The following is a 13,873-nucleotide window of genomic DNA, read 5'->3' as shown; positions in this document are numbered from 1 at the left end:
CACCGTAAAAGCCAAGGTTCCGACATGAACTGGATCACAAACTACGTCCGCCCCCGGATCAACTCGATTTTCTCGCGCCGTGAAGTGCCGGAAAACCTCTGGCACAAATGCGACGAGTGCGGGACGATGCTGTTCCACCGCGAACTGGCCGAGAACCAGAACGTCTGCACCCAGTGTGGCCACCATATGGCAATTACCCCGCGTGACAGGTTCAAGCACCTGTTTGATGGCGGTGTTTTCACTGAAGTTGACGTTCCGGCCCCCAAGGACGATCCGCTGCAGTTCCGCGATCAGAAAAAATATCCCGACCGCATGAAAGCAGCCCAGAAGAAGACCGGCGAAAAAGAAGCGATGCTGGTTGCTTTGGGCGAAATTGGCCGCACCCCAATTGTCGCAGCAGCGCAGGACTTTTCTTTCATGGGCGGGTCGATGGGCATGTATGTCGGCAACGCGATCATTGCCGCCGCGCAAGAGGCCGTAAAGCTCAAGCGCCCGCTGATCCTGTTTTCTGCCGCAGGTGGCGCTCGGATGCAGGAAGGTATCCTCAGCCTGATGCAAATGCCGCGGACAACCGTAGCTGTTGAGATGCTGAAAGAGGCGAACTTGCCTTACATCGTCGTTCTGACCCACCCCACCACCGGGGGTGTAACCGCGTCTTATGCCATGTTGGGCGATGTCCATATCTCAGAACCCAACGCGCTGATTTGTTTTGCTGGCCCGCGTGTGATTGAACAAACGATCAGGGAAAAGCTGCCCGAAGGGTTCCAACGCGCCGAGTACTTGTTGGATCACGGCATGCTGGACCGTGTTACCAAACGCACCGACATGCGCGAAGAGCTGATCACCATCACACGGATGTTGATGAACCAGCCCCCGGCGATCAAGGGTGATCTGCCTGCGCCGGAACCGGCAATAGCCGAAGAAGTCGCTGCTGAAGAGACCGGCCAGAAATGACCGCTCAGACATCTGACGCCATTCTTGATCGAATGATGGCGTTGCACCCCAAGATCATTGATCTGACCCTGGACCGTGTATGGCGTCTGCTGGCGGCGCTGGATAATCCACAGCTCAAACTGCCCCCGGTTATCCATATTGCCGGAACCAATGGCAAAGGTTCGACCCAGGCCATGATCCGCGCGGGGCTCGAAGGGGCAGGGCTCTCGGCACACGCCTATACCTCGCCCCATTTGGCGCGGTTTCACGAACGCATTCGTCTTGCCGGAGACCTGATTTCAGAAACCGATCTGACTGCAGTTCTCGATGAATGTTACGCCGCCAATGGCGGCGAAAACATAACCTATTTCGAAATCACGACCTGCGCGGCTTTGTTGGCCTTTGCCCGAGAAAAAGCGGACTATACTCTTCTTGAGGTCGGCCTGGGCGGGCGTCTGGACGCTACCAACGTGGTCGAAAACCCTGCAGTGACTGTGATTACGCCGGTTTCGATCGATCATGAGCAGTTTCTGGGCAACACGTTGGGCAAGATCGCCGCCGAAAAGGCTGGGATCATAAAACCCGGCGTGCCCTGCATCGTTGGGCCTCAACAGGACGAAGCCCTCGAAGTCATCGAATACACGGCCGCACGGCTCGGCGCGCCTCTGTTGGTCCATGGTCAACATTGGCACGTGCATGAGGAAAACGGACGCTTGATCTATCAGGACGAAACCGGATTGCGGGATCTTCCATCGCCCAACCTTCTGGGCGCGCACCAAATTCAGAATGCGGGCGCAGCCCTGGCCGTTTTGCGCCATCTGGATATGGGCGATGATGCCTATGAGGCTGCCGTGACCAAAGCCGAATGGCCCGCCCGTATGCAGCGTCTGAAAACCGGCCCGTTGATCGAACAGGCACCGCAGGCCGAGCTGTGGTTGGACGGCGGTCATAACGCGGCTGCAGGAATTGCGCTGGCTGATGTGCTGGCCAAACTGCCACAGAAACCGACGCATATGATTTGCGGTATGCTCAACACCAAAGACGTGACAGGCTATCTCGCACCGCTGGCCGGACAAGCCGCAAGCCTGACTGCGGTATCAATTCCGGGTGAAGCCGCGACACTCAGCGCAGAAGAAACGGCGACTGCTGCGGCAAAAGTTGACTTGCCCGCGTCTACGGCAGGCAGCGTGTCAGACGCGCTGGCGTCAATTACAAGCCAAGACCCTCGAGCTCGTGTGTTGATCTGCGGCTCGCTCTACCTTGCAGGCAATGTTTTGCGCGAAAACGGCTAAAACTTCTTCTGTTTGAAAATACCTTGGGGGAGGCGCGCGTAGCGCGGCGGGGGCAAAGCCCCCTAGGAGCCCCAATCTTTGTCCTGCATCTCTCGCAGGCGTGAGGCTGTGCGTTCAAATTCGAACGTCCCTTCACCTTCCACATACAGCATTTCGGGCTCGGCCGCTGCGGAACAGATCAAGCGGACCCTGGCCTCATAAAGTGCATCGATAAGGGTTACGAACCGTTTGGCTTCGTTGAAGTTGTTCCGCGACAAGCGTGGGATGTCTTCCAGCACCAGCACTTTCACAGCGTCGGCAATTGCCAGATAATCAGCAGGTCCCAACATCCGCCCGCACAGATCGTAAAACGAAGCCCGTGCAACCCCGTTGCGAAAGGCTGGCAGTTCTACCGCGCGGCTATTGACTTGTAACACAAGCGGTTCGGCAGCGCCGCCCGCAAGATCTTTCCAGACCTCCCGAATGTTCTGCCGGGCTTCCGGGCCTATTGGTGCAAAATAAACCGGCGCGCCTTCCAACCTGTTTTGGCGGTAATCGGTTGGGGAAACCAGTTCCCAAACCCGTAGCTGTTCTTTGATATGCGCAATGAAAGGCAGGAACAACTGCCTGTTCAGCCCGTCTTTATACAGATCGTCCGGGTGCCGGTTTGACGTTGTAACGACAACGACACCGCCCTCGTGCAACAGATCGAACAGACGTCCAACAATCATCGCATCGGTGATGTCGGTGATCTGCATCTCATCAAATGCCAGCAAACGGACGGATTTGATCACGTCCTTCGCCACTGGAGCCAGAGCATCTTCGACATTCTCTTGCCGGGCTTTATGCATACCTGCGTGGATTTCCTGCATGAACGCGTGAAAATGGACACGTCGCGCCGGAGTATCGCCCAACGTTTCGACGAACATGTCCATGAGCATAGATTTCCCACGCCCGACTCCGCCCCATAGATACAACCCCTTGGGGGGTGGGGGTGCCTTACGGAAAAAACCACGTTTGACGGGCTCGGACAGCGCCGCACGGATGCGTTCGAATTGGGGAAGAACGGCCTCTTGCGCGTCGTCGCGGGTCAGAGTTCCATCCGCGACGCGGGCCTCGTATAGCGATATCAGATCCGTCATAACCCCGAGCCTTACCCGCCCCACCGCGCGTTGAAAAGAAACCATTTTCTCAACACATCAAATTTGGTTATCCGTGACCACAAATCTGCTGAATTGACGCCATCCGGAAAAACGATACGGTCCATCGCGAGAAACGCCCGAGGTCTGAATGCCGCAATCCGCCCGCCTGCTGAATCCGATCCTTATTGTCGGATGTATCATCATCACGGTCAGCTTTGCCGTGCGCGCCTCTTTCGGCGTGTTTCAGATTCCAATCGCGGATGAGTTTGGCTGGCTGCGTACTGATTTCTCCTTGGCGATTGCCATTCAAAACCTCGCTTGGGGAATTGGCCAGCCGATCTTTGGTGCAATTGCCGAAAAAGTCGGCGACCGCAAGGCCATCATACTGGGTGCTTTGACCTATGCTGCTGGCATGGTGCTATCGGCGTGGTCCGTCACACCTTTTGAACATCAGATCTACGCCTGGTTGGTGGGTTTCGGCATTGCCGGAACCGGGTTTGGCGTGGTTCTTGCCGTGGTCGGGCGTGCATCTTCTGATGAAAACCGATCCATGTCGCTTGCCATTGTCACAGCCGCAGGTAGCTTTGGGCAGGTGCTCGGGGCACCTACCGCTGAATGGTTGATGACCTTCTTGCCCTGGCAGCAAGTCTTCATCGTGTTTGCGGTTGCGATTTTGGCACTTGTTCTTGTTCTGCCTTTCATGCGCGCCCCTCAGACGGCAAGCAAGGCGGAACTGCATGAAAGCATGGGAGAGATTTTAGGGAAGGCATTCCGTGATCCTTCCTATGCGCTGATCTTTCTGGGTTTTTTTAGCTGCGGGTATCAGCTTGGGTTTATCACCGCTCATTTCCCGGCATTTGTGACCGAGATGTGCGGCCCGATCCAACCTGGTGGCGTTTTGCATTCCGTTGGCATCACCTCAACCTCAGCGCTTGGGGCCGTGTCGATTTCGCTGATTGGTCTGGCCAATATCGGTGGTACGTTGCTGGCCGGCTGGGCAGGAAATCACTTTCCCAAGAAATACCTGCTGGCTGCAGTGTATACAGGCAGAACATTGGCTGCGGCCTTATTCATCCTGCTGCCGATCACCCCAATCTCGGTTATTGTGTTTTCTCTGGTAATGGGATCACTTTGGTTGGCCACTGTGCCACTGACCTCGGGCCTTGTGGCGCACCTTTATGGCTTGCGGTATATGGGCACGCTATACGGCATTATCTTTTTCAGCCATCAGCTTGGCAGCTTTCTGGGTGTCTGGCTGGGCGGTCGTATGTATGACCAGTTCGGCGACTACAGCATGGTTTGGTGGATCGGCGTGGCAATTGGCGCGTTCAGCGCGATCGTGCATTTGCCCATCCGTGAGAACCGCACGGCTGTTCCGGCCTGACGCTTTTTGTCCTGATCTGCCAACGGAAAGAGAGCCGGGGCAGATCAAGAACCTTTGTGTTTACGCTGACAAGCGACATACGGCTTGTGCGGGATTAGCTAGCCAGCCCTGTCCGGGAACAAGCCTGCCAAACCTTCTGCAGAGGCTTCGCACACGCCACGTTCGGTAATCAGCCCGGTTACCAATCGGTTGGGGGTGACATCAAAGGCAGGATTACCCCCTTCTGTCCCTACCGGAGCCACGCGAACATCTGTTATGGCCGAATTCTCATCCACGCCAAGGACATGCGTCACTTCCCCTGCATCGCGTTCCTCAATTGGGATTTCAGCCACACCGTCGCGCACCGTCCAGTCAATGGTTGGGGAGGGTAAGGCGACATAAAAGGGCACTCCGTTGTCATGCGCGGCCAAAGCTTTGAGGTAGGTGCCGATCTTGTTGCACACATCGCCCTGAGCTGTTGTGCGGTCCGTGCCTGTGATGACCAGATCAACCAACCCATGCTGCATCAGGTGCCCCCCGGCATTGTCCACGATGTAGCGATGGGGGATGCCATGCTCTCCCAGTTCCCATGAGGTTAGCGCACCCTGATTGCGGGGCCGAGTTTCATCCACCCAAACATGCAGAGGGATGCCTTCGTTATGCGCATGATACATCGGGCTTGTGGCTGTGCCCCAATCTACCGTCGCCAGCCAACCCGCATTGCAATGGGTCAAAAGCCGTACCGGTTCGCCAGCAGGCTTGCGCGCGGCGATCTCCTTGATCAACGCTAACCCGTGTCGACCAATCGCCGCGTTGATTTCGACATCTTCGTCCGCTATGTCTTGTGCCAAGGCCCAGGCGTGTTCGGCGCGATCTGACGCAGCCAGCGGCATCAGAACCTCTCGGCATCTGTCCAAAGCCCAACGTAGGTTGATTGCGGTGGGCCGCGTTGCGTGCAGAACATCATATGCAGCATCAAACGATGCTTCTGAACTGTCACGGGACATCTGTTCAGCTATGCCAAAAGCGGCCGTCGCGCCGATCAAAGGTGCACCTCTGACCCACATATCCCGAATTGCCGCTGCAAACTCGTTCAGAGTTTTCAGGGTCACGACACAGAAATCATGCGGCAACCAGCGTTGATCGATGATCCGAACCTCACCCTCCGACTTGTCCCACCAAATCGATCGATAGTGAGTGTCCTGTACTTGCATAATGCAGTCTCCGTGTTCGAATGGTCTGATCAGAATTCAAACACAGGGTGCGTTCATACGCGGGACTTGTAAACGGTCGTTTCTGATTTCGTATCAGTAATTTGGATCGGCTTCTGTTACAGTCAGCCGCGCGTGGCTGCGCGTATTTCCCGTTCCAATGCATCCAGAAACCGCGACCGGTCGGCTTTGCTGAAGGGTCGTCCACCACCACCCGTTCCAAGCGGGTTGGCGGCGCGTAGGTCAGCCATCAAGTCGCGCATCGCGAGTTGCTGACCAATATTGGCTGCGGTGAAGGCTTCACCGTTCGGGCGCAGAACCCGCGCGCCTGCCTCGACACATTTGGCAGCCAGAGGGATGTCGGATGTAATCACGACATCTCCTGCGCCGCAGCGCTCGGCGATCCACTTGTCGGCCTCATCAGCGCCTTCCGAGACGATGACAACCTGGACTAGCGGATTGGCCGAAGGGCGCAGCCCGCCATTGGACACCAGGGCCATGGGCATTTTGTGTCGCGTTGCAACCCGCTCAGCTTCGGCTTTTACGGGGCAGGCATCGCCATCGACATAAAGCGTGGTCACGCCTTCTTGGCCTCTTTCCTGGCGGGTTCAGCCGGTTTTTTGCGCACCTTGAACTCTTCAGGGATCGGCATCCGATTGAACGCATCCAGCCCGGCGATCTTGTAAGCCTCGGCCAGGGTCGGATAGTTGAACGTGTTCTGAACGAAATAATCCACGGTACCCTTAAGGTTCAACACAGCCTGCGCGATATGAATCAGTTCGGTCGCGCCTTCGCCAACAATCTGGACACCCAAGACCCGGCGGGTCTTGAGAGAGAACAGCATTTTCAGCATCCCGTGCTCCAACCCCATGATATGCCCGCGCGATGTTTCGCGGAACCGGGCGACGCCGACCTCATAGGGTATACCGCGTTCCTGCAGTTCTTCTTCGGACATGCCGCAGGTTGAAATCTCGGGAACCGAGTAGATGCCGTAGGGATACCACGGGCTTTCCGGCAGTGTGGGTGTTTCAAGTGCGTGACAGGCCGCCACGCGTCCTTGTTGCAGAGACGTCGAGGCCAGAGATGGGTGTCCGATCACGTCGCCGGTCGCATAGATATGCGGCACTGCTGTCTGGTATGTCTTACGATCCACCTTGATCCGGTTGCGGTGATCTGTTTCCAACCCAACAGCATCGAGATTGAGTTTTGATGTCGCGCCCATGCGTCCGGCAGCAAACAAAAGCATTTCTGCCCGAACATGGCGGCCGTTATCCAATGTCACTTCCACATGTTCACCGGCATCTTCGATCTTTTCAACAGCCGAACCCAATCGCAGGTCAACGCCATTTTCTCGGATCTGATGCGTGAAATCATGGATCAAACGGCTGTCGATGAAGTCTAGGAACGTGTCGCGCGGTTCGATCAAAGTCACCCGCACGTCCAGGGCGGAAAACATCGTGGCGTATTCGACCCCGATAACGCCCGCGCCAATGACAACCAGCGACCGCGGGATCTCGGCCATTTCCAGAAACTCGTCCCCGTCAACCACGGTCTTGCCGTTGAAGGGTACGTATTCGGGGCGATAGGTTTTAGTTCCTGTGGCAATCAGAAACTTGTTGGCCGTCACCCGCGTGGTCTCACCGGCATCGGTGGCAACTTCAACCTCATGGGGTCCGACGAACTTGGCCAGACCATCCAATGTATCGACGTGATTGCGGTTGAACTGGTGCTCAAGCACATCGACCTCATGGTCGAGTGTCATATGCAGACGGGCTTTCAGATCTTCGGCGCGGATCTGGTCCTTGACCCGATAGGAACGGCCGTAAAAGCTGCGTTCGCGCCAGCCCGAGAGGTTCAAAACCGTCTCGCGCAAGGTCTTGGACGGGATGGTGCCGGTATGAACCGACACGCCGCCGAAGCGATCCTTGCGGTCGATGACCAGAACGCGACGTTTTAGTTTTCCCGCCTGAATGGCCGCTGACCGACCCGAGGGGCCAGACCCGATGATGATCAGGTCGTAATCGTATTTGCTCATGCCTCAGTCTCCGTACAGCGCTTCAGCATGGAATGTGATGTGGTCTTCCATAAACGTGGAAACGAAGAAGTACGAATGGTCATAGCCGGGCTGGAAGCGATAGGTTGCCTGCTGACGGCGTTCGGCGATGGCTTGGGCCAGCGCTTCGGGGCGCAGCAGGTCCATGAACTGGTCATTAGCGCCTGTGTCGATCAGGATCGGACCGTCGAAGCCTTTGTCCTTCATCAACAACGACGCATCATGCTTGGCCCATAGGGTCTCGTCGTCACCGAGATAAGCGCTCAACTGTTTGCGCCCCCAATCTGCACCCGTGGGGTTCGAAATCGGAGCAAAGGCCGAAACCGAGCGGAACCGGCCGGGCAGGTTCATCGCCAATGTCAGGGCTCCATGACCGCCCATGGAATGCCCGGTGATGGCCTGGCGTTCGCTGTCGATTGCGAAGTTTTCAACCAGCAAGGCGGGCAGTTCTTCTGCGATGTAGTCCCACATCTGGAAATGTGGGGCCCATGGATCTTGCGTCGCGTTCACATAGAAACCTGCGCCCTGTCCCAGATCATAGTCTTCATGGTCCGCGACCCCCTCGCCACGCGGGGAAGTATCAGGGAATACGATGGCGATCCCTTGTTCTGCAGCCCAGGCCTGTGCACCCGCTTTGGTCATGGCGTTTTCATGTGTGCAGGTCAGGCCGGACAGATACCACAGGATGGGAACCGGCCCATCCTTCGCTTCAGCCGGAAGAAAAAGGCCAAAAGTCATGTCGCATTGGCAGACCGAAGAGGCATGGCGGTACACGCCCTGCACTCCACCGAAACAGGCGTTTTCCGAGAGGGTTTCCATCAGGCATCGTCCTTACATTAGAGTCGCGACATGGCTAACGATCCAGAGACGCGGCGTAAAGTCCGCGACCGCTGGTCGCGAGAGTATTTTTCGAAAAGGTGAAGGTTAGAGACCACTCAGCCAAGCGATGACCAAGGGTACAGTTAGGATGCTGGTTGCAGTCGAGAGCAGAATGGCCGCCGAGACCCGCTGTGGCGCGACGCCGTAATGGGCGGCCAGCATGTAAACATTGCCGGCAACAGGCAAAGCGGCTGCCGCGATTGCAACGGTGGCTGGAAAGATATCGATCGGCATCAGCCATAACAGGACAACGGCAACGCAAACCGGGTGTATCACCAGCTTGCAAAAGCTCAACCAAGCGGCGATTTCGATGCGTTCGGCCGACTTACCGGCCAGAGACGCCCCAATGGCGAACAAAGCGCCGGGGGTGGCTGCGCCGCCCAGAATGGTCAGAAAGTCGTAGAAAGGTCCGGGCACAGGGATTTCCAAAGACGACCAGACCAACCCGGCCGAGATGGACACGATCATCGGATTTTTAACCAGCCCAAGACCGATCAGCTTGAACGTGCCCAAGGTAAGCTTACCGTCGCGGCCTCCGTTGATCAGGATTACAATGAGCGAGGAAAATACAACGAGATCCACGGTAAGGACCACCATCACTGGTCCGATGGCAGCTTCGCTGAACAAGAGCGCCAGCATCGGTAGTCCCAGAAAGCCTACGTTGCCAATGGCTGCGCATTGTGCCTCGACAGCTGCTGTTGGAACATCTAGCCCTCGCAGCCAGGCAACGCATGTTGCCAAAACGTAAACAGCAACTGTACCGCCCAGATATCCAAGCACCAGACGCGCATTGAAGATTTCGGCAAACGGCAAGGTGGCTGCAAAGCGAAACAGCATGGCTGAAAGTGCAAAGAAGAAGACAAATTTTGTAAGGTAAGCAGTAGCCTCGGCGGTGAAAAACCGAGTGCGACCCGCCCAATATCCCAGGCCGATAATCGCAAAAAAGGGAAGGGTGCGCAGAAAAACTTCGACCATGGACAGACTCCTAACATGGTTTGTCTGCGCCGCAAGCCTTTGACACCACGGCGCGCGCCCTGGGTTACGGTTTCATGGAGTGCGAAAATCGTTGTATCTGAACTGAACGGTTTATAAACTACAGCAAAGACCAATCCCGGAGATGACATGACCCAAACTGCCACCATCCTGCGCACAGGCCGTAAGTTCGATCAGGTTTTGCGCGGGGCCCGAGAGGTTTTCATGGCAGATGGGTTCGAAGGTGCAAGCGTAGACGACATTGCCCGCGCAGCAGGCGTGTCAAAGGCAACGTTATACAGCTATTTCCCGGACAAGCGCCTGTTGTTCATGGAAGTTGCGCAAACAGAATGTCGTCTGATGTCTGAGCGCATTTTGTCAATGATTGATGAGAGCAAACCTGCGCGCGAGGTGCTGCAGATCGCGGCCACGCAGCTCACTGCTTTTCTTGTATCCGAATTCGCACAACAAGTATTTCGGATCTGCGTAGCCGAGCGGGACCGGTTCCCCGAATTGGGCCGCGCCTTTTATGAGGCAGGTCCGCAAAACGGCCAAAGGCAGATGGCAGCGTATCTTGAAAAGGCGGTGGCAAAAGGCGAACTGTGCATCGAAAATGTGAACATCGCGGCGGAACAGTTTTCCGAGCTGTGCAAAGTACGCATCTGGGCGCGTGCTGCATTTGGAATTCAAAACAGCTTTAACCAGAGTGAGATCGATGAGGTCGCGACGCAAGCGGTGGATATGTTCTTGGCCAGCTACGGCTGCGAAAATATGAAAAAATGATGGCCCGCGGCCCGAACAGGCACGCAGACCATCGCTCACTCACCAAAGCACTCGATACTAATAGGCTTTATTCCAAAAGTCTTTTGAAAGCCTTTACTCGATAAATGTTCGCGCAAGGCGTTCACTTATGGGCTGGGCCAGATAGGCAATAACAGAGCGTTCGCCGGTGGTGACAAACAAGTCTGCCGGCATGCCGGGCACCAGATCCAAGGCCGCTACCTCTTTGGATTGCTGATCATCCAGTTTGACCCGCGCTTTGTAGTAGGCCTCGCCCGTGCGTTCGTCTTCCAGCGCGTCGGCAGAGATATCGACAATGGCTCCTTGCGCTTCGGGAACGTCGGCTTGGGCGAAGGCAGACAAACGGATACGCGTGGCCTGACCGATCTTCAGCTTGTCGATGTCGCCGGGTTTCACGCGCGCTTCGACAATCAAAGCTTGGTCTGCGGGCACGATTTCCATGATGTGTTCACCGGGTCTGATCACCCCTCCTGTGGTCGAAGCGGTAAGGTTCACGACACGGCCACTGACTGGCGCAAGGATTTCGATCCGTTTACGGCGCTCCACGGTCCCTGAGAACTGCGGGCGCAGCAGATCAAGCTGGGCATCGACGACAGCCAGTTCTCCGGCCAGAACTTCATCGCGCAGCTTTTTCTGACTGATCATTGTCAGCTTCAACTCGCTGACCTGGTTTTCTGCTTGGGCTATCTGTGTCCGAAGCGACGCATCGACGCCCGAAAGCCGTTCAACCTCGATCTGGCGGGCGCTGACCCGGGTGATCGCAACCAGGCCTTTGTCCAGAAGGGTCTGCAGGCTTTCCAACTCTGCAAGTGTGATGGACATCTGGTTTTGCGTACTGATCCGCTGCTCGTTCAGACCTTCAATCTGATCCCGCAGCGCCGAAATGCGCTGTGCGTTGATCTCCGCTTCGGTCGCGCGGGCGCGATGTTCGGCGTCAAACAGTTGTTTTTGTGTCAGAAAAGCTGAAGCCCAGTGAAGACGATTCATATCTTCTTCAAAGTTCTGGAGGGCGGCGGCTTCGTCAAACTGAGACTGTCCCTGTAGCTGCGCAATCAGTCGCGCGCGACGGACAGAAAGCTCGCCGATCTGGCTGCCCAGCACGCTGAGGTCGACGTCAATCTCGGTGCTGTCCAGCCGGATCAGAGGTTGCCCCTGTTCAACGGCCTCACCATCGGCGACCAGAATGGACCGGACGATGCCACCGTCGAGATGCTCAACCGTTTTGCGATCCCCTTCGACGACAAATGACGCAGGGGCCACGACGGCGCCGTCAAGTCTGGATGCGAAGGCCCAGTAGATGCTGCCGCCAACAAACGCGAGCAATGTGAAGAGGCCAAATAGTACATACAGCCGGATGCCGGGTGTCGCTTCGGTCACGTCAACAACCCGCGCACTGTAAAGGTCTGGTGTTGTGTCGTTTGAAGCATAGGGAACGATACGGGTCATTGTGCGGCTCCTGTAATGCGGGCGTTTTCTGATAGTTGCAGGGTGGGCTTGCAGGAGGTTGCGCGTTGTGCGGGCGATTTGAGAACGTGTTGAGTTTTGACCTTCAAAACGTCACCCTTGTCGCCAAACTGGGCTTGTGATCCGTTGCGAAGAACCATGACCTTGTTGGCCGCCTGCAATGTGGCCGGGCGGTGGGTCATCACGATACTGATTGAGCCCCTGGCCTGAGCTGCCAGAATGGCGTCACGCAGAGCCTTTTCGCCATCTGCATCCAAATCCGAGTTCGGTTCGTCCAGCACCAGCACAAACGGATCACCATAAAGCGCGCGCGCCAGGGCAAGGCGCTGTCGTTGTCCGCCAGACAGGAAGAATCCCTGACCGATGCGTGTTTCATACCCATCTGGCAGGCTGCTGATCAGCTCATGCACTCCGGCCTCGCGCGCGGCGCGCAGAACCTCGGCATCATCGATGGCAGCCGCAAAGCGACCTATGTTTTCACGGATCGTGCCGTCAAACAGGTCCACATCCTGCGGCAGATAGCCGATCTGCTTGCCCAGATCCTCATGGTTCCATTTCGACATCGGGCTGCTGTCCAGCAGAACCTCACCCCGTTGCGGGTGCCAGATGCCTGTCAGCATCTTGCCCAGTGTTGTTTTCCCGGAACCGCTGGGGCCGATGATTGCCAGCACATCGCCAGCAGCCAAACTGAAATCAATGCTGCGCAGAGTGGCATTGACCGCGCGTGGCGGACCCGCTTGCGCAATTCTGACATCCAGAGATTTGAACGCACGAGGCAGGTGTAGATTGGCAGGCGTTTCCGCGAAATCCTCGGTGAGTTTTGTGATTTTGGCGTACGAGCCGCGTGCGGCAAGGAATGTGCGCCATTGCCCAATCAACTGATCGATTGGGGCAAGAGCGCGGGCCAAAACAATGGTCGCCGCGATCATGACGCCAGCTGTGGTTTCACTAGTAATCGCCAGCGCCGCGCCAAGGCCAAGAGCCGCGGATTGCAACCCCATGCGCAGAGTTTTGGACATGACCGAGAAACTGGCGATCCGGTCGGCTACACGGGTCTTCTGACGATGCGCATCGACCTGAAGGGCAGTCCAGCGCCGAACCAGATCGGACTTCATGCCCAGCGCGTGGACCAGTTCGGCATTGCTGTCTCCGGTTCGAAACAGTGCCTCTGCACGGCCGCGTGCGTGCGCTGCCTGCTGCATCGGCTTGTGTGCACGGGCGTTGTTGATCAGGGCCATTACGGTCAGTGTCAGAGCTCCGGCCAGTCCAAGCAGCCCAAGAAGGGGATGCAAGACATACAGGACCAACAGATACAGCGGTATCCACGGTGCATCGAAAAAGGCGGTCAGTGTTGTGCCTGATATGAACTCGCGAAAGCCGTTTACGTCTTCGACCAGATTGTCGCCGGGGGTGGATTCCCCCTGCACACGACGTTTCATCGCGGCCCCCAGAACGGGCGCTCCGACTTTCATCTCGAACCGGGCAGCTAAGCGGCCCAGGATGCGCATCCGTATCAGATCAAGGCAGGCAATCACCACAAAGACCCCCGCCAGCAGAAGCGACAGGGCGATCAGTGTGTCGGCATTCTGGCTGGTCAGGACTCGGTCATAGACCTGCAGCATATAGATCGGTCCGGCCAGCATCAGCAGGTTCAGAAACAGACTAAAAAAGGCAACTGTGACAAATCCTTTGCGTAGCGACCCCCAGGCGGCTTTGACGGGATTGGTTTTCTGCAACATCGTGTTGATCCTTTCCGGTTTGGAAAAACGGGGCGACCACGAGCC

The 13,873-nt window shown here is 56.7% G+C and carries 12 protein-coding genes; 4 read left to right on the top strand and 8 right to left on the bottom strand.

Going from position 1 to position 13,873, the window contains the following annotated elements; translation table 11 throughout:
- Nucleotides 1–24 precede the first annotated feature (24 nt).
- Both accD and GS646_RS20145 read left to right on the top strand, forming a co-directional pair.
- Complete coding sequence (gene accD / locus GS646_RS20150; RefSeq protein ID WP_171185372.1) at nucleotides 25–954, top strand: acetyl-CoA carboxylase, carboxyltransferase subunit beta; 930 nt, start codon at nucleotides 25–27, stop codon at nucleotides 952–954.
- A complete protein-coding gene (locus GS646_RS20145) occupies nucleotides 951–2,225 on the top strand; it encodes a folylpolyglutamate synthase/dihydrofolate synthase family protein (protein WP_171647165.1) in 1,275 nt (424 codons plus the stop codon). Before accD ends, GS646_RS20145 begins: the two co-directional genes overlap by 4 nt.
- A 62-nt stretch (nucleotides 2,226–2,287) precedes the next feature.
- Here GS646_RS20145 and zapE read toward each other — a convergent pair whose 3' ends face one another.
- A complete protein-coding gene (gene zapE / locus GS646_RS20140; protein ID WP_171185377.1) occupies nucleotides 2,288–3,346 on the bottom strand; it encodes a cell division protein ZapE in 1,059 nt (352 codons plus the stop codon).
- A gap of 148 nt (nucleotides 3,347–3,494) precedes the next feature.
- Between zapE and GS646_RS20135 the strand changes: the two genes are divergently transcribed.
- Nucleotides 3,495–4,730, top strand: a complete 1,236-nt coding sequence (locus GS646_RS20135; RefSeq protein WP_171185379.1) for an MFS transporter — start codon at nucleotides 3,495–3,497, stop codon at nucleotides 4,728–4,730.
- A gap of 98 nt (nucleotides 4,731–4,828) precedes the next feature.
- On the opposite strand, the gene mtnA is transcribed toward GS646_RS20135, so the two are convergent.
- The 5 genes from mtnA to GS646_RS20110 all read right to left on the bottom strand — a co-directional run bounded on the left by mtnA (nucleotide 4,829) and on the right by GS646_RS20110 (nucleotide 9,827).
- The gene (mtnA, locus tag GS646_RS20130) at nucleotides 4,829–5,923 is read right to left on the bottom strand and encodes an S-methyl-5-thioribose-1-phosphate isomerase (RefSeq protein WP_171185381.1); all 1,095 of its coding nucleotides are present in this window, start codon (nucleotides 5,921–5,923) and stop codon (nucleotides 4,829–4,831) included.
- 122 nt (nucleotides 5,924–6,045) lie between these two features.
- Nucleotides 6,046–6,501, bottom strand: a complete 456-nt coding sequence (locus GS646_RS20125; protein ID WP_171185383.1) for a YaiI/YqxD family protein — start codon at nucleotides 6,499–6,501, stop codon at nucleotides 6,046–6,048.
- Nucleotides 6,498–7,955, bottom strand: coding sequence for a Si-specific NAD(P)(+) transhydrogenase (sthA, locus tag GS646_RS20120; RefSeq protein ID WP_171185386.1), 1,458 nt, complete (start codon nucleotides 7,953–7,955; stop codon nucleotides 6,498–6,500). Before sthA ends, GS646_RS20125 begins: the two co-directional genes overlap by 4 nt.
- A gap of 3 nt (nucleotides 7,956–7,958) precedes the next feature.
- Nucleotides 7,959–8,792, bottom strand: a complete 834-nt coding sequence (gene fghA, locus GS646_RS20115) for an S-formylglutathione hydrolase (RefSeq protein ID WP_171094884.1) — start codon at nucleotides 8,790–8,792, stop codon at nucleotides 7,959–7,961.
- Between the two features lie 105 nt (nucleotides 8,793–8,897).
- On the bottom strand, nucleotides 8,898–9,827 hold the full coding sequence (locus GS646_RS20110) for an AEC family transporter (protein WP_171185387.1): 930 nt from the start codon (nucleotides 9,825–9,827) through the stop codon (nucleotides 8,898–8,900).
- 147 nt (nucleotides 9,828–9,974) lie between these two features.
- On the opposite strand from GS646_RS20110, the gene GS646_RS20105 reads away from it, so the two are divergent.
- Nucleotides 9,975–10,607 carry a TetR/AcrR family transcriptional regulator gene (locus GS646_RS20105; protein WP_171185389.1) on the top strand — a complete coding sequence of 211 codons (633 nt, stop codon included), beginning with the start codon at nucleotides 9,975–9,977 and terminating at the stop codon, nucleotides 10,605–10,607.
- Nucleotides 10,608–10,700: 93 nt separating this feature from the next.
- On the opposite strand, the gene GS646_RS20100 is transcribed toward GS646_RS20105, so the two are convergent.
- Together GS646_RS20100 and GS646_RS20095 are read right to left on the bottom strand one after the other, a co-directional pair.
- The gene (locus GS646_RS20100; protein WP_171647167.1) at nucleotides 10,701–12,071 is read right to left on the bottom strand and encodes an HlyD family type I secretion periplasmic adaptor subunit; all 1,371 of its coding nucleotides are present in this window, start codon (nucleotides 12,069–12,071) and stop codon (nucleotides 10,701–10,703) included.
- A complete protein-coding gene (locus tag GS646_RS20095) occupies nucleotides 12,068–13,828 on the bottom strand; it encodes a type I secretion system permease/ATPase (protein ID WP_171185394.1) in 1,761 nt (586 codons plus the stop codon). The genes GS646_RS20100 and GS646_RS20095 overlap by 4 nt, the downstream gene beginning before the upstream one ends.
- Nucleotides 13,829–13,873: the final 45 nt, after the last annotated feature.

Source organism: Ruegeria sp. HKCCD4315, assembly GCF_013112245.1.
GTDB lineage: Bacteria > Pseudomonadota > Alphaproteobacteria > Rhodobacterales > Rhodobacteraceae > Ruegeria.
This window is presented reverse-complemented; position numbering and strand designations above follow the sequence as displayed.